The 19,961-nt window shown below is 55.0% G+C and carries 24 protein-coding genes; 9 read left to right on the forward strand and 15 right to left on the reverse strand.

Annotated elements, in window-relative coordinates:
* The first annotated feature begins 80 nt into the window (after window positions 1-80).
* Window positions 81-449 (forward strand): hypothetical protein, encoded by a 369-nt coding sequence (locus tag H8B13_RS00535; protein WP_187309573.1) that lies wholly within the window; start codon window positions 81-83, stop codon window positions 447-449.
* 102 nt (window positions 450-551) lie between these two features.
* Here the strand turns inward: H8B13_RS00535 and H8B13_RS00540 are convergent, their stop codons facing one another.
* Window positions 552-1,046 (reverse strand): metallophosphoesterase family protein, encoded by a 495-nt coding sequence (locus H8B13_RS00540; protein WP_187308891.1) that lies wholly within the window; start codon window positions 1,044-1,046, stop codon window positions 552-554.
* A gap of 187 nt (window positions 1,047-1,233) precedes the next feature.
* On the opposite strand from H8B13_RS00540, the gene H8B13_RS00545 reads away from it, so the two are divergent.
* Both H8B13_RS00545 and H8B13_RS00550 read left to right on the forward strand, forming a co-directional pair.
* Window positions 1,234-1,977 carry an NUDIX hydrolase gene (locus tag H8B13_RS00545; protein ID WP_261990170.1) on the forward strand — a complete coding sequence of 248 codons (744 nt, stop codon included), beginning with the start codon at window positions 1,234-1,236 and terminating at the stop codon, window positions 1,975-1,977.
* Between the two features lie 22 nt (window positions 1,978-1,999).
* Entirely contained in the window at window positions 2,000-2,488 is a 489-nt protein-coding gene (locus H8B13_RS00550; RefSeq protein WP_187308892.1) for a hypothetical protein, read from the forward strand.
* Here H8B13_RS00550 and coaD read toward each other — a convergent pair.
* From coaD to H8B13_RS00565, 3 genes are all read right to left on the reverse strand, one after another.
* Window positions 2,485-2,967: a pantetheine-phosphate adenylyltransferase gene (gene coaD, locus H8B13_RS00555; protein ID WP_187308893.1), complete on the reverse strand. Its 483-nt coding sequence runs from the start codon at window positions 2,965-2,967 to the stop codon at window positions 2,485-2,487. The two genes, H8B13_RS00550 and coaD, sit on opposite strands and share 4 nt — an antisense overlap.
* A 51-nt stretch (window positions 2,968-3,018) precedes the next feature.
* Complete coding sequence (locus H8B13_RS00560; RefSeq protein ID WP_187308894.1) at window positions 3,019-3,906, reverse strand: DUF3822 family protein; 888 nt, start codon at window positions 3,904-3,906, stop codon at window positions 3,019-3,021.
* Window positions 3,907-4,092: 186 nt separating this feature from the next.
* A complete protein-coding gene (locus H8B13_RS00565) occupies window positions 4,093-4,590 on the reverse strand; it encodes an NUDIX domain-containing protein (protein ID WP_187308895.1) in 498 nt (165 codons plus the stop codon).
* Window positions 4,591-4,636: 46 nt separating this feature from the next.
* Between H8B13_RS00565 and H8B13_RS00570 the strand changes: the two genes are divergently transcribed.
* From H8B13_RS00570 to H8B13_RS00580, 3 genes are all read left to right on the forward strand, one after another.
* A complete protein-coding gene (locus H8B13_RS00570) occupies window positions 4,637-5,071 on the forward strand; it encodes a PaaI family thioesterase (RefSeq protein WP_187308896.1) in 435 nt (144 codons plus the stop codon).
* A gap of 153 nt (window positions 5,072-5,224) precedes the next feature.
* On the forward strand, window positions 5,225-6,637 hold the full coding sequence (locus H8B13_RS00575; RefSeq protein WP_187308897.1) for an ATP-dependent RecD-like DNA helicase: 1,413 nt from the start codon (window positions 5,225-5,227) through the stop codon (window positions 6,635-6,637).
* Between the two features lie 110 nt (window positions 6,638-6,747).
* Window positions 6,748-7,284 carry a DUF1573 domain-containing protein gene (locus H8B13_RS00580; RefSeq protein WP_187308898.1) on the forward strand — a complete coding sequence of 179 codons (537 nt, stop codon included), beginning with the start codon at window positions 6,748-6,750 and terminating at the stop codon, window positions 7,282-7,284.
* A 78-nt stretch (window positions 7,285-7,362) separates the two neighbouring features.
* Here the strand turns inward: H8B13_RS00580 and H8B13_RS00585 are convergent, their stop codons facing one another.
* The 5 genes from H8B13_RS00585 to H8B13_RS00605 form a co-directional block, all read right to left on the reverse strand.
* The gene (locus H8B13_RS00585; RefSeq protein ID WP_187308899.1) at window positions 7,363-7,740 is read right to left on the reverse strand and encodes a DUF423 domain-containing protein; all 378 of its coding nucleotides are present in this window, start codon (window positions 7,738-7,740) and stop codon (window positions 7,363-7,365) included.
* Between the two features lie 81 nt (window positions 7,741-7,821).
* On the reverse strand, window positions 7,822-8,502 hold the full coding sequence (locus H8B13_RS00590; RefSeq protein WP_187308900.1) for a YggS family pyridoxal phosphate-dependent enzyme: 681 nt from the start codon (window positions 8,500-8,502) through the stop codon (window positions 7,822-7,824).
* A gap of 71 nt (window positions 8,503-8,573) precedes the next feature.
* On the reverse strand, window positions 8,574-9,626 hold the full coding sequence (locus tag H8B13_RS00595; RefSeq protein WP_187308901.1) for a vWA domain-containing protein: 1,053 nt from the start codon (window positions 9,624-9,626) through the stop codon (window positions 8,574-8,576).
* Window positions 9,627-9,673: 47 nt separating this feature from the next.
* Entirely contained in the window at window positions 9,674-10,600 is a 927-nt protein-coding gene (locus tag H8B13_RS00600; RefSeq protein WP_187308902.1) for a hypothetical protein, read from the reverse strand.
* 46 nt (window positions 10,601-10,646) lie between these two features.
* Window positions 10,647-11,549, reverse strand: a complete 903-nt coding sequence (locus H8B13_RS00605; protein WP_187308903.1) for a DUF58 domain-containing protein — start codon at window positions 11,547-11,549, stop codon at window positions 10,647-10,649.
* A 37-nt stretch (window positions 11,550-11,586) separates the two neighbouring features.
* Between H8B13_RS00605 and H8B13_RS00610 the strand changes: the two genes are divergently transcribed.
* Window positions 11,587-11,985: a DUF4296 domain-containing protein gene (locus H8B13_RS00610; RefSeq protein WP_187308904.1), complete on the forward strand. Its 399-nt coding sequence runs from the start codon at window positions 11,587-11,589 to the stop codon at window positions 11,983-11,985.
* Between the two features lies 1 nt (window position 11,986).
* Here H8B13_RS00610 and H8B13_RS00615 read toward each other — a convergent pair whose 3' ends face one another.
* The 6 genes from H8B13_RS00615 to egtB form a co-directional block, all read right to left on the reverse strand.
* The gene (locus H8B13_RS00615; protein ID WP_187308905.1) at window positions 11,987-12,337 is read right to left on the reverse strand and encodes a tRNA-binding protein; all 351 of its coding nucleotides are present in this window, start codon (window positions 12,335-12,337) and stop codon (window positions 11,987-11,989) included.
* Window positions 12,338-12,359: 22 nt separating this feature from the next.
* Window positions 12,360-12,950: a DUF922 domain-containing protein gene (locus H8B13_RS00620; protein ID WP_187308906.1), complete on the reverse strand. Its 591-nt coding sequence runs from the start codon at window positions 12,948-12,950 to the stop codon at window positions 12,360-12,362.
* 113 nt (window positions 12,951-13,063) lie between these two features.
* A complete protein-coding gene (locus H8B13_RS00625; RefSeq protein ID WP_187308907.1) occupies window positions 13,064-14,425 on the reverse strand; it encodes an MATE family efflux transporter in 1,362 nt (453 codons plus the stop codon).
* 86 nt (window positions 14,426-14,511) lie between these two features.
* The gene (locus H8B13_RS00630; RefSeq protein ID WP_187308908.1) at window positions 14,512-15,660 is read right to left on the reverse strand and encodes a pyridoxal phosphate-dependent aminotransferase; all 1,149 of its coding nucleotides are present in this window, start codon (window positions 15,658-15,660) and stop codon (window positions 14,512-14,514) included.
* 5 nt (window positions 15,661-15,665) lie between these two features.
* Window positions 15,666-16,634 carry an L-histidine N(alpha)-methyltransferase gene (egtD, locus tag H8B13_RS00635; protein ID WP_187308909.1) on the reverse strand — a complete coding sequence of 323 codons (969 nt, stop codon included), beginning with the start codon at window positions 16,632-16,634 and terminating at the stop codon, window positions 15,666-15,668.
* 92 nt (window positions 16,635-16,726) lie between these two features.
* Entirely contained in the window at window positions 16,727-18,031 is a 1,305-nt protein-coding gene (egtB, locus tag H8B13_RS00640) for an ergothioneine biosynthesis protein EgtB (RefSeq protein WP_187308910.1), read from the reverse strand.
* 391 nt (window positions 18,032-18,422) lie between these two features.
* Here egtB and H8B13_RS00645 point away from each other — a divergent pair, with 391 nt between their 5' ends.
* Together H8B13_RS00645 and H8B13_RS00650 are read left to right on the forward strand one after the other, a co-directional pair.
* On the forward strand, window positions 18,423-18,698 hold the full coding sequence (locus H8B13_RS00645) for a KGG domain-containing protein (protein WP_187308911.1): 276 nt from the start codon (window positions 18,423-18,425) through the stop codon (window positions 18,696-18,698).
* A gap of 170 nt (window positions 18,699-18,868) precedes the next feature.
* A complete protein-coding gene (locus H8B13_RS00650) occupies window positions 18,869-19,951 on the forward strand; it encodes an o-succinylbenzoate synthase (protein ID WP_187308912.1) in 1,083 nt (360 codons plus the stop codon).
* The last annotated feature ends 10 nt before the right edge of the window (window positions 19,952-19,961 follow it).

Genomic DNA, 19,961 nt, shown 5'->3' on the forward strand with positions numbered 1-19,961 from the left:
ATACAAACGATGGTTTCAGGATTCAAAAATAAGACTTACTTTTGCCCCTCCTTTACAAATCGACTTTAACCGACCCGGATATGAGCGTCACCCGACTGAAGCGTAAGCACCGCAAGAACATTGCGCGCCAAAATAACAAGCAGCGTATCATTAAGCAGCTACTTCTCACGCCCGTTCTGAAGAACGTGGACATCGAAGAGCTGAAAGCCAGCTTCAATGGCGGCGCTGCCCCTGCCCAATCTGCAACGAAGGCTGAAAAAGCCGCTGCCCGCTCGCAAAAGCAGGCTGACGCTAATGCTGCCGATGCTGCATCTCAGTCAGCTCCTACCCAATCGATAGAAGCCAATCAGACCGGTACTGAAGGCTTCGACGAGGCTGAAGCTGTAACCAAACCAGTAAACGAAGACGGCCAGGAAGGCGACAAGCCGAAGCCTGAAATTGCCCTCTAAATCGGCCTGCCACCGGTGTCGGTTGGCTCAATAATTTACGAAAAGCGTCTTTCTCGCAAGGGAAAGACGCTTTTTTGTTGCAGATTTAGTTGAAGAAAATATTTATTTTGGTCCTAATTCTACCACTTGTAGCTTTTGAATTTTGCCCCCCAGCACCTCAAATAGCAGCAGCGTACGCACTTTGTGAAAGCCATGTCGTCCCGCAGCGCCCGGATTTAGGTGTAATAATGCCAGTTTCGGATCGGGCATTACTTTGAGAATATGCGAATGACCGCTGATAAACAAGCCCGGACGCTCTTGGGCAAGTAGTGGCCGGGCCGCCGGGCTATAGTGACCTGGATACCCACCAATATGCGTCATGAGCACGTGCAAGCCCTCTATCTCAAACGACTGGACCAAAGGTTGGGTGCGGCGTACATCCTGGCCATCAATGTTGCCGTAGACGCCGCGTAGGGGGGCAATTTCTGCCAGCTCCTCCGCTACAGCAGCAGTTCCGAAGTCGCCGGCGTGCCATATTTCGTCGCGGCCGGTGAGATGGTGGCAAATGCGCTCGTCGAGGTAGCTGTGGGTATCTGATAGCAAGCCGATTTTCTTCATTCAAAGCAGGAATAGGGTAGGAGGTAAGAGAGTGCAAAACACATAAAACGTTGAATACGGCTCAGAAATCAACTATACTAGTTGAAACAATGATGTTCACTAACTCTTAAACGTACTACCTCGTATCTTGCCCATCCGTTAAGTAATTTTCGTTTGCGAATATTTATCCGGTGTTTTACGGCAAGCTTTGCCTGATTTTCTCTTTCCGCCCTCTCTTCATATTGCCCCGATGAATGTGTTCATCAACGACATTCCGCTGATCATCAAGAAGAACAGCGAGAAAGTATACAAGCACCGCTACGACCTGATTCTGAACGCGGAAGATGAGTTTATCTCCAAGGATCTGGTAGGCGACGTGCTGATACGCGACGTAACCGACGTTTTCGTCGATCGGTTATTGCGGCTGATGGAAGTGAAAAAGCTGAAAAAGCTGACCTCGCTGACGTTGTTGGCCCGCAAAAAAAAGCGCCTCATTCTGCATCTTAAAGACCAGTTCCGTATTGTGAAAGCGGCCGGGGGCTTGGTAGTGAAGGATGGTATGGTGCTGATGATCTACCGGCTTGGTAAGTGGGATTTGCCCAAAGGCAAACTTAAAAAGGATGAAGATCCGGCTTTGGGCGCCTTGCGCGAAGTAGAGGAGGAGTGCAACGTAAAAGTTGAGTTAGGCGAGGAATTGCCCAGCACCTGGCACTCTTACGCCTACAATGGCAATAAAATTCTGAAGAAGACGAACTGGTACGTGATGAGATGCCTCGATGATTCGCTCATCAAGCCCCAGGCTGAGGAATACATCGAGGAAGTGCGCTGGATGACGCCTCAGGAGGCGCTGGCAGTCCTTTCGGAATCGTATGCATCTATCACTTTAGTCGTGCGGCACTACCTGAGCGAAAAGGTTGGCACGACCTCTGCCGAAGAAGCTCCCGCGAAGTAGCATCTTCGCTACGTGGGAGCCTATGCGTTTATTTTACTCGTTTGTTTTTGCAGTGCTGGTCCTGAGTGCGGGGGCATGCACCCGCTCGCAGTCACCGAGTGAAAAAACGCCCCCCACCGCGGTAGCGCCTCCCGTTACGGTGCCGGTGGCCGTAGACTTACCTTCTTTAGTTGGCTATTCGATTGAGGAAGTTCGCCAACACCTTGGCGCACCGCGCGAAACGCAAGTGGAACCGCCTGCTGCCCAACCTAAGCTACGGAAAACTAGGTCGCTTCGCATAAAAGATGAAGGCTGGATAAACACGTTTGAGAAAAGCGGCGTTACGCTCATTGTTACTTTCAACGCCCGCACTCGTAAAGTGCGCGATATCGTGATGACCGGCAATAATGAGGAGGAACTCATGCAGCGCGGTAACCTGATCCTGACGGCGCCCTCTTACATCGTGCTGCCGGTATTTGCCCCTGAGGCAGCCACCGAGTTATTGGGCGTACGGGTAATTAAGCGCCGCTAGGAGCCGGTGGAAGCTGCGTAGGCCGGCAATTTGAAGGGTACAAAGCTGTCTACATTGCCACCAAAGCGGTGAACCTCCCGGATGATGGTGCTGCTGATGGCGGCTAAGGCAGGCGCTGTAATCAGAAAGACGGTCTCCAGTTCCGGATTCAGGTGGCGATTGGCCTGGGCAATCGTATTCTCGTACTCAAAATCTGTGGTGTTGCGCAGCCCACGCAACAGGTAGCGAGCACTTACCTCACGGGCGAAGTCAGCCGTTAATCCCTTATAGGATCGTACAGACACGCGCGGCTCATCCCGAAAAACTTCCTCTATCATCGTTACCATTTGCTCCACGGGCAGGTAGCGGCTTTTGCTGCTGTTGTTGCCAATGGCAATAATAACCTCGTCGAACAAATTTGCACCCCGGCGCACTACATCAAGGTGACCATTGGTAAACGGGTCAAATGAGCCAGGAAACAAGGCAACGCGGGTTTTCATACGGTATTGAGGGTTTGTGCTTGCGCAGAATAAGTAAGCGGGCAATCTGCTTTACTCGCAAAGATGCAGGCTGTACAACTCGAAATAGCGGTACTCAAACACCTCATTCAAACGATAGCTGTACGACAAATCCAGCGGGCGATTGCCAAACTTGAGGTGGCGAATGTACTTGCGAAGAATAGTAAATAACTCGGAGTGATGCATTAAATCGCCCCACAGCACCACCGGGTCCTGATCAGGATTGAGTTGGAGTTCCTGCATCACCAAGATAGTGTAGTAAATGAGGTCTTCGGCCGTAGTGAAGGCAAATGTGTTGCAAAACTCCGGACGCTTGCCCCGTACGGCCACAATCGTAACCTCCTGATGGCCAATGCTCAGATACAGGCGGCGAGGTGTAGCTTGCTGACTCTGGTGTACTACGCCTTCGAGCAAAGCGCTGGTTTGGTGGATGAGGCGACCAGTAGGATACACGCTGCGGAACCAGTCAGCAAGCGCCTTTTCGACCGCAAATACACTCACCATCTCCAAACCAGGATGCGTGTAGTGATGCACCGTTTCGTGGCCCGGATCGAAGGCATGGTGCAATTGCAGGTAACGGCTTTCGTCGCCGGCCCGGAAAAGGGGCTGGGGCAATTGCGTGAAATGACGGTTCTGGACCGCCAGCCGAACGTGGTTCCAGCCCGCCTGACCTACCAGATCGTGTTGGGCAGCCAAGGTGCGGAATTGTCCGGCCAGCGAGGTGGCAGAGGGCGCCGAGTATTCTTCCAACACCACAAACTTATTGCGGCGCACATCGGCCACACCTACGCGCAAGCCCGCGGGCCCTGCTGTAAGGTAAAGATTGTAAGTGCCTAGTTGGGCAGCATCGAAGGTTTCGTCGCGCAGATCAAGTAGGGAAGTAGGCGACGAAGAGGAAAAAGTAGAAGAGGAAGCGGACACGGCAGAAAGGGCAATAAGTGCCAGGTAGGCTGCTAAAGGTAAGAAGCCAATGGCTACGCAGCTAAAAAGATAACTGATCAAAGAAATAATCGTCTGAAAATCAATTGGTTAACGACAAAGCTGACTACTAAAAAAGCCCCCCAGCACACTACGCTGGGGGGCTTTTTTAGTAAAACTTACAGGTTATTATTTGAACTGGATATTCGGAATGTAGATGTCATCAGGGCTGATAATTTGGTGGAGAATGGGGTGAACCTGGGGAAGAGGCATTCCTACCAGCTGCCGGGGCGTGTGAAAAGCCAGCTGCGTAAGCAGTTGTGCATCTGCGGCATGTTCTGGGTCGGAGCCGAGCTTGGGAAGGGCCGCGGCATCTACGGGTTTTACCTCAAAGAACAGCTCCAACGCCTGCAGGTCGTCGCGCCGAAACTCATGAAGGTGTAAAAAGCGCCCTACTTTAATATCTAACCCGGTTTCTTCCTTAAACTCCCGAATCAAGCATTCCTTCACCGACTCGCCAAAATGCCAGCCCCCGCCCGGCGGCGACCAAAAGAGAGCAGTATTGGGTAGCATTCCGCGGTGGGCAGTAAGCAAGATGGCGCCTTGGTGCACGAGCAGGCCGCAAACGCGCACGCGTACTTGGCCATTGTAAGCGTTGAGCAAATCGGGGTGGGATTCGGGGGGCATAATTCGGTTGGTGGGGCCGCACAAAAGGCGGTATCTTTGGCTATTGATGCCTCCTACGCAAAACTCCGCCCTAGCGCCCGATTTAGTCGCCCGAATCCGGCAAAAGCTCACCCGTCAACAGTTTATGCACCATATCGGTGCCGACCTCACGCTCATTGAACCGGGCCGCGTCGAAGCCGAGCTACCGCTCGAACTCAAGCATCAGCAGCAGCGCGGCTTCGTGCATGGCGGCGTTATTGCCACCATGGCCGACCTGGTAGCGGGCTTTGCAGGCGTTACGCTCATTCCGGATAACTACGGCATGGTGACGGCCGACCTGAAAGTGTCTTACCTGAATCCGGGCGTGGGTAAAAAAATAGTGGCCAAAGGCTGGGTGCTAAAAGCCGGCCGCCGCCTACACTTTTGCGAAGCCGAAGTGTGGTGCGACGACGTGCTGATTGCCAAGGCCACGGCAACGATGGCAGTGATAGAACCCCAATAAAACGCCGTTCGACCATAAACAGTTTACAGATAAAGTGTCATGCAGAACGCAGTGAAGCATCTGGCGTGTTTAGTGGGATTAGTAGCCCAACAACAGCACGGTAGATGCTTCGCCTCTGCATGACGTTCTAAAATTTCTGTTTCTAATTAGACTATGCTTACCGTCCGCACGCCTTCTGTCCGCGATTATTTTCCCTACGAACCTACCCAGGACCAGGCGCAGCTTTTCCGTCAGCTCGATGAGTTTCTGAAAGATGACCTGCCTGGTCGTAAGGTATTCGTGCTGCGCGGCTATGCTGGTACGGGTAAAACTACCGTGGTCAGTGCCTTGGTGCAATGGCTGCATCAGCTGGGTCGCAAATACACGCTGATGGCTCCTACGGGCCGCGCTGCCAAGGTGATGAGCGCTTACTCAGGCGTGGCGGCCAGCACTATTCACAAGAAGATTTACCGCCAAACCTCCGGTTCTCCCTCCGAAAGCCTGAGCTTTCAGCGCCAGCCCAACCGCACCGCCGATACGCTGTACATCGTGGATGAGGCCTCCATGATTTCCGACGAAAAAGCCTTTGGCGAAAATGGCCTGCTCGACGACTTGCTGGGCTATGTATTCGAAAAGCCTACCAACCGCCTGCTGCTTATTGGCGACACCGCCCAGCTGCCGCCCGTAGGCCAGCTGCTCAGTCCCGCCCTCGACCCCGAATTGCTGGCGGCGCGCTTCCGCGCTAAAGTCGATTCGGTGGAGCTTCGTCAGGTAATGCGTCAGGCCGAAGAATCGGGGATTCTGGTGAATGCGACTATCCTGCGCGAAGAGTTGCGGGAGGAAAAGCCCCACATCCAGTTTCACACCCGCGGCTACTCCGATATTTTTCCGGTGGGGGGCGAAAAGCTGGAAGATGGGCTGCGGTGGGCCTACAAAAACTTCGGCCACGAAAACACCACCATTATTTGCCGTTCCAACAAGAACGCAAACATGTATAACCAGCACATTCGGCACGCGCTGTTTGGAGCTGAGGAGGAAATAGAAGCTGGCGACTACCTCATGGTGGTGCGCAACAATTACTTCTGGCTGCCCAAAGACTCCGAGATGGGTTTTCTGGCCAATGGCGACTTCGTACAGGTGAGTAAAATCGTGCGGCGGCAGGAGGAGTTTGGCTTCCGTTTCGCCGACGCTCGCATCCGCTTCGTAGATTACCCGGATGAGGAAGAAATAGAAGTGAAGCTGATGCTGGATACGCTGCACACCGAGTCGCCGGCCTTGCCCGCCGACCGTAGCAACGCCCTGTATCAGACCGTTTCGGCCGATTATGCGCACCTGGGCACAAAGCGCGGAAAGAGCGCCGCTTTACGCAAAGACCCATATTTGAACGCTTTGCAGGTGAAATTCGCTTATGCCCTTACCTGCCACAAGGCGCAGGGTGGACAGTGGCAGGCGGTATTCGTCGACCACGGATTTTTGAAAGAAGACATGGTGAACGCCGAATTTGCCCGCTGGCTGTATACCGCCGTCACGCGTGCCGCCGATCGGTTATTTTTGCTTAACTTCAATAGTAAGCTCTTGGCCGATTAAGTATTGATTTTTGTTAGCTGACTTGGGGCAAGCAATTTGTGTCAAGCCTCCATTATCTAAAATCGATAACTCATACATTTGTACCTCTCAACACTTTAAGCTTTCAACTCATGAAAAAAGCACTTGTCTTGGCCTTGTCGCTTTCGCTGGCTGGCTTCGCCGCCCAAGCCCAAACGGCTGCCGTAAAGCCGGCCAACGCCCAGCAGAAAGTAGCTGGTCCGCAGATTCAGTTTGAAGAAATGAAGTACGATTTCGGCAGTGTAAAGCAGGGCGATATCGTAGAGCACGTGTTCAAATTCAAGAACATAGGTACTGCGCCGCTCGTCATTGCGAACATCGGTACTACCTGCGGCTGCACCGTGCCCGATTGGACGAAGGAGCCCATCATGCCCGGCAAATCGGGTACCGTGACGGCCAAGTTCAACAGCGCCGGCAAAATGGGTATGCAGAATAAAGTGCTCACCGTAGAGTCGAACTCAGCGGGTGGCAACACGATGGTAGCCTTGGTAGGTGAAATCAAAGACGCCGCAACTGCTACCACCGAAGCCATACCCGCCAAAACCGACGTTTCGACCGGAGAAGGCGAGGCCAAGCAGAAAACCAAGATTGGCGACAGCAAAATCAAAGCGAAGCGTAAGTCTTCATAACTAGAAAGCTCACAAAAAAGCCCCCCAGATGCTGTATAAGCGTCTGGGGGGCTTTTTTGTGAGCTAAAGAACCTGTGATTATAACTGGCGCACTGCCAGCAACAGCCGCAGCCAGCCTGCAATCAGCAGCAGGCCACCAATGGGCGCTACGGCTCCCATTTTGGTGATGCCGGTAAAGCAGAGCGTGTACAGCGAGCCGCTAAACAGTAAAATGCCCCCCAGAAACAACCAAGCGGTTAAGCTCAATCCGCGAATGTCGGGGCGCATGGTCAGCAGAATACCTACGGCCAGCAGCGCCAGCGTATGAAAAAACTGATAGCGCACGGCCGTTTCAAATGTATCGAAGCGGCCGGTTTCTTCCAGCATCTTGCGCAAGCCATGTGCCCCGAAGGCGCCAATGCCAACGCCCAGAGCGCCAAGAAAAGCCGCGATTTGTAGAATGATGCGAGCGGTCATAGTATATCGGATGAGTTGTGTCGTGTGAGGGATAATGGTTTTTGAACCAGTAGAGCGCGTTACTGAGCTAGAGGCTTGCCATTACCCTTGCGGCGCCGGCCGGGCACCAAAAATAGCGCTGCCTACCCGAATAAGCGTGCTGCCTTCTTCTATGGCCAGCTTATAATCGGCGCTCATGCCCATCGAGATTTCCCTAAACATGGGCTGGGGGGCAAAATACCGCTGCTTCAGCAGCTCAAAGTAGCCCCGCAGCTCCCGAAACTCGTGGCGAAGCTGGGCCTCATCGTTGGTGAAAGTCGCCACGCCCATCACACCCGTCAGCTGCACGTGCTGCAAGGTGCGGAATGCATCCGATTGCAGGATTTCCTCCGCTTCAGGCAAGCTCAACCCCGACTTGGTTTCTTCGGCGGCAATATGAAACTGGAGCAATCCGCAGATAACGCGGTTGTGCTTGGCGGCTTGCTTTTCAATTTCGAGCAGCAGTTTCAGGCTATCAATGCTCTGAATGGTATGTACAAACGGGGCGATGTACTTCACTTTGTTCGTTTGCAGATGGCCGATAAGATGCCACTCCACATCGGGGGGCAAATCGGGCTGCTTGGCGGCCATTTCCTGCACTTTATTCTCGCCAAAAAGCCGTGCGCCCGCATCATACGCTTCGCGCAAACGCTCTACCGGATGCGTTTTGGTAACGGCTACCAGGCGGCAGTTAGTGCCCTGCAACTCGTTTTGAAAAGCATGGAAATTCTCAGCAATAGACACCTATTTCGATTAGTAATTATCAATTAATACTGCTCTGCATGACATACGTTTTGGACAGTGCAAGTTTTGGTTTAGTCCTCTAGGGCATTGGTCAAAAACGTGTTTTTTAACCCTAGCCAAACAAGCCACAAACCTATACAGCAGAACAGATACAAGCGGTAATAGTCTTTGGTATTGCGAAAACGGGTCTGTTTAATTTCTGATTTTTCGAACGTATCGATTTGGCGAAACACCCGGCGCAGGCCGGCGTTGTCGGTAGCGCGGAAAAACTGACCTTCGCCGGCCTCGGCAATTTGACGCATGGTTGTCTCGTCGAGGCGGGTTTCGACGTAGCGCACGCGGCCCGTTTCGTCAGTGCCGTAAGGCACGGTGCCATCTTGCCCCAGCCCTACGGTATAGATTTTGAGGCCAAATGCGTAGGCCAATTGGGCGGCTGTCAGCGGATCGAGGCTGCCGGCTGTGTTTTCGCCATCCGAAATAAGGATAATGACCTTGGTGCGGCTGCGGGAGTCGCGCAGGCGGTTGGTGGCTACACCCAAGGCGGTACCGATGGCCGTGCCGTCGTTGGCAATCATGCCCAGGCGCAGACCGTCGAGGCTTTCGCGCAGCAAATCGTAATCGGTAGTTAGGGGAGCTAGGGAGTAAGCATCGCCGGCAAAAACCACTAGGCCGAGCCGGTCGCCGATGCGGCCGGCTATAAACTCACGGCCTACTCGCTTGGCCGCCTCCAGCCGGTTGGGAAGCAAATCCTGCAACTCCATAGAGCCGGATACATCCATAACCAGCAGAATATCAATGCCCTCGCCGGTTTGTACCACGCGCTCATCTGTGCGCTGGGGCCGCGCCAGGGCTACTATGCCGAAAGCTAAGCTGAACATTAGCACGATATCGGGCAGAAACCGGAGCAAAGCGCTCCAGTCGCGCCGGGCCTGGCCGGCTACGAAAGCAACGCCAAGCTGCGGCCGTCGCCTGTGCACCAGCAGCCAGCGCAAGCCAAACAGCAAGGGCAGCGCCGGAATAAGCAACAACAGGCGCGGCTCCTGCCAAGTGTAGCTACTCAGCGTGGCATAGCGCAGCCCATCGATTATAGGAGCCAAAAAGCGTTGCCAAAGCTGTTCAATCATAATTGGTTTTGATCCTTAAATACTACCCAAAAAGCCTCCCAATGCTATCAGCTTCCGGCAACTCCGCTAAGCAAGGTATAACGCCTGTCAGCAAAGTCGCGCAGGAGGTCGAAAGCGGTGCTGGTTTCCGTGTCGTCTTCGTTGAACTGGTTGCCGTAAATCAACCGGTCCGTAATGCGTAGGGCGCGGCTCACCGACACGTCGTTCTGATAATAAGCCACAATCTCGCGCGTGGTGAGGCTGTTGATGGTGTTGTTTTCGAGGGTTGTGAGGTAATTTTTCCAGAGTGTGATGGCACGCTCCATATTGGTGAGGGAGCGCGACAACTCAAACCGTTCGATGTGGCGCGCATACTGAGCCAGGAAGTACGCGTGGTTTTTGCGCAGCTTGTAGAGCTGGTAGCGGCGGCGCCAGTAGCTGCCAAACCCGAACCATAAGCCCGCACCCACAAGTACTGCAATGCCCAGCCCAGCCAGCCAAAACGGGTAATTAAACGCTACATCTACCGGAAGCAGAGTCGTGTTCTGCTTCAGCACAGGCGTGGTAGGTGGTATAACTTCCGGCACCGGCGCCGTGCGTACCAGCCGAATACTGGCAGCTGAAGTGTTGACCGTCAGTGTATCGTGCCCGCGCAAAATCATCACTGGCAGACTCAGGCGCTGTAGCGAGTCGAGGCTGAACGTGCGGAGCTGATACACGGTGCGGTCGAAGCTGCGGCCGCGGCGGGTGAGGGTCGGCTGAAAGGTCTTGCCCACATACTCGAACGGTTTAAACTCGGCCGTAGAGTCAGGAAATACAACCTCAAGTGTAGGGTCGTGACGGAAGGTGAGCTCGTAGCTAATGATTTCCCCCACGCGCACCGTTTGGCGAAGAAAACGTCCCTTAGGCTGCTCGGGGGGCAATTCCTGGCCCTGCACACCTGACGAAAGGAACAGCAGCCAGACCAGCCATATGCTGGGTGCTAGCAACTGCACATTGCCCCGTAACCAAACGACTGGGGGGCTTTTTTTAACTGAAAACTTACGCACGCCCACCCCGCTGATTGCGCCGCCGAAATAAGCTGGCCAACTGCGTTACGTAGTCGGCATCGGTGGCAATGGATAAAAACTCAGTCCGATGACGCCGGCAAATCTGCCCGATTTGCTCACGGTTCTGCTCATACGTGGCCCGATACCGCGCCCGAAACGACTCCGCCGACGTGTTGACCCACATGGTGCGGCCCGTTTCCTGATCGTGCAGCGGCACAATGCCAAGGGGCGGAAATTCTCGTTCACGCTTATCGAGCAACTGTAGCACAATCAGGTCGTGCTTGCGGGCTAGCATGGTCAACTCCCGCTCGTAGTTGGTGTCGATAAAATCCGAAATCAACAATACGATGCTACGGCGCTTGAGCATGCCCAACGCCTGTTTAATGCCGGGGCCCACTGCCGTACGCGGGGAGCGGGGTGTCAATTCAAATAAGCGCTTGATGAGGCTGTAGGCGTGCCGAATGCCTTTGCCAGGCGCCAAATACAGCTCTTTTTGATCAGAAAAAGCGAGAATTCCAAGCTGCGCATCCTGACGGGCAGCGGCCAGCGCCAGCAGTCCACAGATTTCGCGGCCCACATCCAGCTTGCGCCGACCAGCGGCGCCCACTTGCTGCGAAGCACTCACATCCAGCAGTAAGAGAACCGATTGCTCGCGTTCCTCCTTATAGGTTTTCACAAAGGTGCCGTGTCCTTTGCTCGATACAGCCCAGTCGATGGCCCGCACCTCATCGCCATACTGGTAGAGGCGCACGTCGTCAAATTCAAGCCCCGTGCCTTTAAAGACGGAGTGAAAATTGCCCTGCAACTGCGCATCCACTGTCTTGATGATGCGTATCTCCATCTGCCGAAGCTTACGTATGAGTTGCTGGAGCGGAGTGAGGTCGACGGTATTCATTTCAGCTAAACTACGGGTTCCTCCTAACTTTGCCGTTGTGAAAAAGCTCCCTGCATCCCTTTTATCTACCCTGAGTCTGCTGCTAGCGCTGACGTTTACGCAGTGCCAGCGCCCCGAAGAGCCCTTGGCGCCACAGCCGTTGCTACCTAAAGCCAAAATGGTAGCCATGCTCATAGACGTGCATTTGAACGAAAGCCGCGTGGATGCTGCCGCTTTGCCCCCCGATTCGGCTCGCGCTGCCTACAACCAATTACATCGTCAGCTGATGACCCGCTACAACGTCACCGATACCATTTTCCAGCGCAGCTACCGCTACTATGCCATCCACGACAAAGATCTGGATAATATCTACGGCGCCGTAATTGACAGTCTTTCAGCCCGCGAAGCGAAGCTCGGGGCGAAAGATCAGGCCGAACAAGCAAAGCGTCGCCAGTAAGTTAAATTAACCGGCTGCCATTGGGTACTGCGCCCGCCAACGAGGCCAATACAATGTCGCCGTTTTCGTCGGCGGCGCCAGTCACCAGTACTTCCGAGCGGAAGGGGCCAATTTTCTTAACCGGAAAATTAACCACGCACAACACCTGCCGACCAACAAGGTCCTTGGGTTGATAATGGCGGGTAATCTGAGCGCTAGAGCGTTTGGTGCCAATCTCAGGACCAAAATCGATTAACAATTGATAAGCAGGCTTGCGCGCTTCGGGAAAAGTGCGGGCTTCCAACACGGTGCCGACGCGCAAATCCACGCGCTCAAACTCTGACCAGGTCAGTGGGGCTAAAGATGTTTCCATGCCCGAAAAGTAGCAAAAACAGCTATTTCGTGGGGGTAGGCTTGGACGCGTACTGCTCCAGCAAGACCATTCGCTGCTTCACCTGAATCTCCCAGGACTTCTGGCGGTCCAGGTTCAGACCGTGATTGGTTTCCTGGTCGTAGCGCGCTTCTTCTTTTTGCCACTCGGTAAAAATAGCGTTGGTCGCGTTCTTAAAAGCGGGTTGCAGACGTTTGCAGTCCAGCTTCAACAGCGCTATTTTCTGGCGCATGCGCCGGGCGTGCAATTCTGTGATGTTGAAGTGTATCTGCTCGTGACGCAGCAAGTTAGGTGTTGCCGTAGCCGAGTCGCGCACCCATGATTCGGTAGGTACAAATACGGCCTGCACAGAAGACGTGAATTTGAAATCGACGCAGCCCGCCTTTACATCAATGGTGGCTGAGGTAAGGGCTGCTAGCCTGTCGGCGGGGGTAGGCTTGCTCTTAAAATCGGCCCAGGTAAGCGGCCGGTTCGCCGACCAAATAATGGTGCCGGGTGCATCAGCCGGCGCTGCGGGTGTGGCTTGGTGAGGGCTAACAACCGTCAGGAAAGGCAACAGAAAGGAAATAAAGGAAAGCGATAAGCCATGCAACATAAGAGAGGGGCTGGGGGGCTTTTTTTGAAATGAAAGGCGGTTCTGAGGTATAAACGCAGCTAGCTAACGGTTGCGTGCAAACGTTCATGCTAAAAAATAATGCCAGCCTCGCCTTAATGCACCGCCATGGCCGCTGGCACTGGCACCGCACTATGCTGACGGAAGCGCCATAGCAATAGTCCAGCTACCAGGGTGAGGCCTGTGAGCAAGCCTATCCAGATGCCGATGGCGCCCATATTCAGCTTAAAGCCAAGCCAGTAACCCAATGGCAATGCTACGGCCCAATAAGCCAGCAAGGCGACCAGCGAAGGAATTTTGACGTCCTCCAACCCGCGTAGCGCACCCAACCCAACTACCTGCAAGCCATCCGAAATTTGAAACAGCGCCGCAATCAATAGCAGTGTAGCCGCCTGCGCCACTACGGCCGCATCGTCGTTGTAGAAATAAGGAATGAAATCCCGAGCCATGATTAGAATCAAAGCCATCAGACTCATAAATAGGAATGTGAGGCCGTAAGCGGTAAAGCCAGCCTGCCGCGCGCCCTCCGCGTCGCCGAGGCCGCGCATATTGCCCACCCGAATGGTCGCCGCCGCCGCAATACCGCTGGCCGCCATGTATGTAGCCGAAGCTACGTTGATGGCAATTTGGTGAGCGGCAAGGCTGGTAGTGCCCAACCAGCCAATCATGATGGCCGAAAAGCTGAACGCGCCCATCTCAAACATCATCTGCACGCCAATGGGAGAGCCCAAACCCAGCAGACGACGCAGCGTAGGACCGTGGAGGCCCAGCCCGCTAGCTGCTGCTTCGCGGTAGGGGCGTAAGCGGGCGGCGCGCAACACATACGTGGCCATCAGGATGGCCATCAGAACACGGGAAATGAGCGTGGCCCAAGCTGCCCCAATCATGCCCATCTGCGGTGCGCCAAGATTGCCAAACACGAACATGTAGCACAACAGGGCATTCAGTAAATTGGCTCCTACTGACAGATACATCGCCTGACGCGTGAGCCCCAAACCCTCAGCAAATTGTTTGAAACCCTGAAAAACCATCAGGGGCAGAAACGACAGGAAGATGAGGCGCACCCACGGCATGGCCAACGCCACTACCTCCGCCGGCTGATTGAGGTATCGAAGCTGGGGGGCAATTACCAACCCCAAACCAGCTAAGCCCACGCCAGCCAGAGTACTGAGCAGAACGCCATTTACAAGCAACCGACCCAATAAAGGCATATCACGCTTGCCATCGGCGGCCGCAACCAGAGGCGTAATGCCCATGGATAAACCCAGCCCCAGCACCATTACCACGGTGCTCACGCTTACGCTCAACGACACAGCCGCAAGGGCCACTTTGCCGGTCTGGCCGACTATCACGCTATCAACTACGTTTACCAGTACGTGGCCTAATTGGCTCAGTATTACTGGATAAGCCAGTAGCAGCATGGGTTTGATATGTGGACGAACAGCGGTGAGCGGCATGACGAAACAGAAAAAGAGCCGCAAAGGTACGCTCCTAATTCGGGCTGTGGGCCAGACCCATTATAGTAAAGTACTCCCGCCCGCTGCTAGCGTAAGAGAACTGATTGTAAGCGCAACAGTGCCTCCCGCAGTTCTGGCTCTGGCAGAGCATAGGAAATACGCGCAAAGCCCGGCGCCCCGCAGGTGGCGCCATCCACCACGTCCACCCCCCCGGCCCGCAACTGCGCCACCAAGGCCGCCGAAGCTTCTGTTGATGACCGGGCAGCAGGCAGAAAGTGCCGGAAGTCAGCGAAAACGTAATAAGTGCCTTCTGGCTCCACGAAGCATACGCCCGGCATTGCCGCCAAGGCTGCTAGCAGCAAAGCGCGAGTGGGAGCTAACTGCACGAGCAACTCCTGAGCAATGGCCGCGCTATGCTCCGTTGCCGCCAGAGCCGCGTGCTGATTCGGCACCGGAACGGCCGCACCAGTAGCAAATTGCTCCCCAGCCGCCGCCTGAACCAAGGCTAGCGGTGCCACTAAGTAGCCCACGCCCCAGCCTATCAGCGCCAACGATTTGGAGAAGCCATTCACGACCAAGTGCTGCCCGTGCGGGTCGGGAAACGCCAGCAAACAAGGCACCGGAGCCGAACTGAAATTGATGAGATTGTATATCTCATCGGAAAGGACGAACATATCCGGGTAGCGGCGTGTGACAGTTAGCAGGGCCTCCACCTCATCATGGCCATAGATTCGACCTGTTGGGTTATTCGGATTCGAGAAAAGAAACACACGAGTGCGCGGCGTAATAGTGGACTCCAGCACCTCAGGCTGCAAGGCATAGCCATCGGCTGAGTCGAGGGGGAGCGCGCGCATGGTGCCGCCCGCTTGCGTGATCAATTCACCAAATCCAAACCAATTGGGGGTAGGCACTAACACCTCGTCGCCAGGGCGCAGAATGGTTTTCAGCAAAGCAAACAGCGCCGCCTTCACTCCGGGCGTGACCATGATATGCGCAGGCGTAATCTGGGGGGCTTTTTGGCGATGATAATTGTCGGCAATTGCCTCCCGTAGCGCCAGCAGGCCTTCCACCGGTCCTGGCAGCAGGCGGTCAGCTTGGATGGCGGCTATGGCCTTTTCCGCAGCTACGGCTGGCGTCGCAAAATTGCCGTATCCCGAAGCCAGATTAATAACTGTTGGAAAATCCGCCGCAGCGAGCGGTGTGGGCGGTAAGGAATCGGGTAGCAAAGCAGCCACGGGATTTATGCTTGCGGAGCCAAGACTACATCAGCGAAATAAGCCTGCTCATCGGTGAAAAAATTCTGCACTTCCAGCCCCGCTTCCGTCGCCAGTTGAGTGACGAGAGGCCGCGTAAATTTGTATGAATTTTCGGTATGAATAATCTCCCAGGCCGCAAAGTCAACGGTTTGGGCCAGCGCTTCCAGGTGCACCTGCTGCGCGCGGGTGCTGACCAAAAAGGACCGTACGACCCCAACAATCGGGTCATAGTCAGTGTAATGCTGCCAATGAGCTAGGTCGAAATTTCCCCCCAGCTCTCGGTTTAAGCGGGTAAGCAAATTGAGATTGAAGGCAGCCGTTACGCCTTGGGCATCGTCATAGGCAGCGCGGATAAGGCGGGGGGCTTTCTGCAGATCGAAGCCGATGAGCAGACGGTCGTCGGGGGAGAGGGGCTGCGTGAGGGCGCGCAGAAACTCGCGCCGGTCGGAGGGAGAGAAGTTGCCGATGTTAGACCCCAGAAATAGTACCGCTTTACGACCGGCCCGGGCGGCCATCAACGTTAGCGCCGCCGTGTACTCAGCTACTACTGGCTCCACCCGCAGCGAAGGCAATTCTGTGCGCAGGCTGGCCGACAGACCCTCTAATGCTCCCGACGAGATATCGACGGGTACATAGCTGAAATTGGCCCCCAGCTCTAATAATTCACGCAGTAAGATCTTGGTTTTCAGTCCATCACCGGCACCTAACTCTATGAGGTAGAACGGCTCGTCGGTAGCTGGGCGCAGGGCGGCGGTAATGGCAGCGCGGTGGGTGGTCAGTAACCCAAATTCCGTGCGGGTGGGATAATACTCCGGCAGCGCCATTATTTGCCGAAACAATTCACTGCCCGCGTCATCGTAGAAGTACTTAGAAGAAAGCGTTTTGGGCGTTTTCTGGAAACCCGCAGCCACATGACTGGCTAATTCGGTGTCGACGGTGGCAAGGTGGGACATAATGAGCAGTTACAGATGAAATAGGGGTGTTTCCAGCCATGCTCCTCCACTTGGATAAGTAACAGAATCCGACCGAAAATGGTGGAGAAACCTTAGCGTGCCAGGCGAATACCCGTGAACTGCCAGCGCTTATCCGCGTGAAAGAAATTGCGGTACGTGAGTCGGATATGGCTTGCGGAAGTGGCACAGGAGCCGCCGCGCAGCACCAACTGATTCAGCATGAACTTGCCATTGTACTCACCCAAAGCGCCGGCGGCGCGCTCGTAGCCGGGGTAGGGGTGGTAGGCCGAGTACGTCCATTCCCACACGTCACCAAACAGCTGATGACACTGCTCCGGGTCAGCATCGGCGGGAAGTGGTTGAGGGTCGAACAGGTTGCTTTCCAAGAAGTTGCCGGCCGCAATCTGCGGCTGAAACTGGCGGGCTGCTATTTCCCATTCCTGTTCGGTGGGCAAACGATAGCCAGCCCAGTGAGCGTAGGCATCAGCCTCGTAGAAGCTGATATGCGTGACGGGCGCGGCCCAATCGACGGGGTGTAGGCCGTGGTGCGTAAAGCGGTGCCACAAGCCCTCTTTCTGCACCCAATATAGCGGCGCTTCCCAGCCAGCTTGCTGGGCTAAGTCCCAGCCTTCTCCCAGCCAGTAGCGAAAGTCGCGGTAGCCGCCCGCTTCCATAAACTGCCGGTACTCACCGTTGGTTACCAAGCGGTTTTGTAGCGAAAAATCGGCTACGTAGGTGTCGTGGGGGGCTTTTTCGTTATCAAAGCAAAAACCTTCTTCCTCAAACCCAATCCGGTATACGCCGCCCGCAACCGGCAGCCAGGTGGCCGGGATGGGCTCGGGCGTGGGCGCTACTTTCGGTGCCGACTTATAGGCAGGAGCCAACGGACTGGTGCTCAGAATGTATTTGATGTCCGTGACGAGCAATTCCTGGTGCTGTTGCTCATGCTGAAGGCCCAACTCAAAGATCTCGGCGAAGTTGGGGGGCAAATCGCTAACTGCAAGCTGGGTTAGCAAACGGCCCATGTGATCATCTACGTGGGCGCGATAGGCATACACATCGGCGAGGGCAGGGCGGGAGATCGTGCCCCGATCGGCGCGGTTTACGCGGCTGCCCAGCGAATTATAGTAAGAGTTGAACAGGTAAGCATAATCGGGATGAAATACCTGATAGCCAGCGAGATATTCACTTAGCAGGAAGGTCTCGAAAAACCAGGTTGTATGCGCCAGATGCCACTTTGGCGGGCTCACATCGAGCATAGGCTGCACCACGGTATCCTCCGGCAGCAAGGGCCGACAAAGTTCCTCGGTTTGCTGCCGCACGGCGTGGTAGCGGGCGGGTAGCTGCGCCAGCGCGGGCTCGGCGACGGTCTGGGGGGCAAATACGGAGGAAGGCATATACAAGGAAGTGGAGTTAACTACTTATTAACCTTAACTGAAAAAACGACGACGGGTTTTGCCCCTGGTGGCTTAGGGCCCAATTAATCAGCTTCCGTACTTCGGAAAGTACCGAATAGAAGCGCTCGAAAAAGACCTTATAAATGATGCTGCGCGGCTAGTACGTAGCCCGACAGTAGAAGCTGTTAGTTATCGCGTTTACAGCAAACTCGACTACGGAGCACACGTCGGTACAAAGTGGTATTTTGACCTGTAAAGGCATTTTTTGATACCGAAATCGTTATCCTTACTGTCGGTATCCCGTTCAACTTACAAGCGGTTTCGCCTTCATTTCGCACTCCTTTGCACGCGATTTAAATAACACACTTAACTCTCCCTAACTCTCAATGCTATGATCTCGAACCAGCAAAACAAGCGCGACACTGCCGCAGCCCAATCTTCTGGCCGCACTGGTGCGGCTAAGCAGACAACTTCTTCAGGCAAAAGCCTGCGCGGTTTCGCCGCCATGGACCCTGCCGAACAGCGCCGCATCGCCAGCGAAGGTGGTAAAGCCTCGCACGAAAGCGGCCGCGGCCACCGGTTTACATCAGAGGAAGCCCGCGCCGCCGGCCGTAAGGGGGGTCAGGCGAGCCGCGGACGGAGCAACCAGGGCGGTGCTACCCGATAGTTTCCATTGATGTAACGACGGCACTGCTCCCGTAGTGGTGCCGCCGACTTTAAAAACCAGCCTCTGCACTTAGCGCAGAGGCTGGTTTTTTTGTTAGTTACTTGTCAGCCAATTGAATTGCAGAATAGCCCAATCTGAAATTCATAAAATTCCGCTGATAGATACGCCCAATGCTTCATCTCACCTATTGCCAGCGCGCCTTGCGCTTCAACTTTCCAGCCCGTACCTCGCGCGGTGCACTGACGGAGCATGTAGCCTATTATTTGCTATTGCGCGATTCGGCGCAGCCGGAGCATCTGGGCATAGGCGAAGCCGCGCCACTAGCCGGCCTCAGCTCCGATTTTGGGCCAGCTTTCGAGCCGTGCGTAGCCGCGTTATGCGCCGCTTTCAACCGCCGCCAGCTCACCGATTTGCCCCCCAGCGGAATCTTTGACTTAGTTGATGAGCTAGTAGAGCCAACCTGGCCCGCGCTGCGGTTTGCCCTCGAAACGGCCCTGCTGGACTGGCAGCGAGGCGGCCAGCGCCAGCTTTTCGACAATGCATTCAGCAGGGGCGAGGCGGGAATTCCCATCAACGGGCTGGTCTGGATGGGCGAAGCCGCCTTCATGCAAACCCAGATTCAGAAGAAGCTGACCGATGGCTACTCTTGTTTGAAGATGAAGATCGGGGGGATTGATTTTGCCACTGAATTGCAGCTGCTGGCCGAAATCAGGGCCGTGGCTGGTCCCGAGCAGCTGACGTTGCGCGTGGATGCCAACGGCGCATTTGCCCCCTACGAAGCCCTTAGCAAGCTGGAGCAACTGGCCCGCTTCGATTTGCATTCCATCGAGCAGCCCATTGCGGCCGGGCAAACGGCGCTCATGGCGGACCTGTGTCGGCAGTCGCCTGTTCCTATTGCGTTGGATGAGGAATTGATTGGCGTTACGGAGCCCGAGCAACAACAGGCGCTGCTGGCCCAGATTCAGCCCGCCTACATCATAATCAAGCCTACGCTGGTGGGCGGACTGCACGCCACGCGGCAGTGGCTGCGCTCGGCTGAAGCTAATAATGCCGACTGGTGGCTGACGTCGGCCTTAGAGTCAAACGTGGGGCTGAATGCCGTTAGTCAGCTGGCGGGCGAGTACGTCCGCCCCGATTTCCCCCAAGGGCTGGGCACGGGTCAGCTATATCATAACAACGTGATGGCACCACTCCAAATAGCATCCGGCCACCTGCATTATGACCCCGCAGGAGATTGGGAAATTCCGTGCTGACATACGTTGT

Origin of the sequence: Hymenobacter sp. BT188, assembly GCF_014333585.1 — a bacterium.
Lineage (GTDB): Bacteria > Bacteroidota > Bacteroidia > Cytophagales > Hymenobacteraceae > Hymenobacter.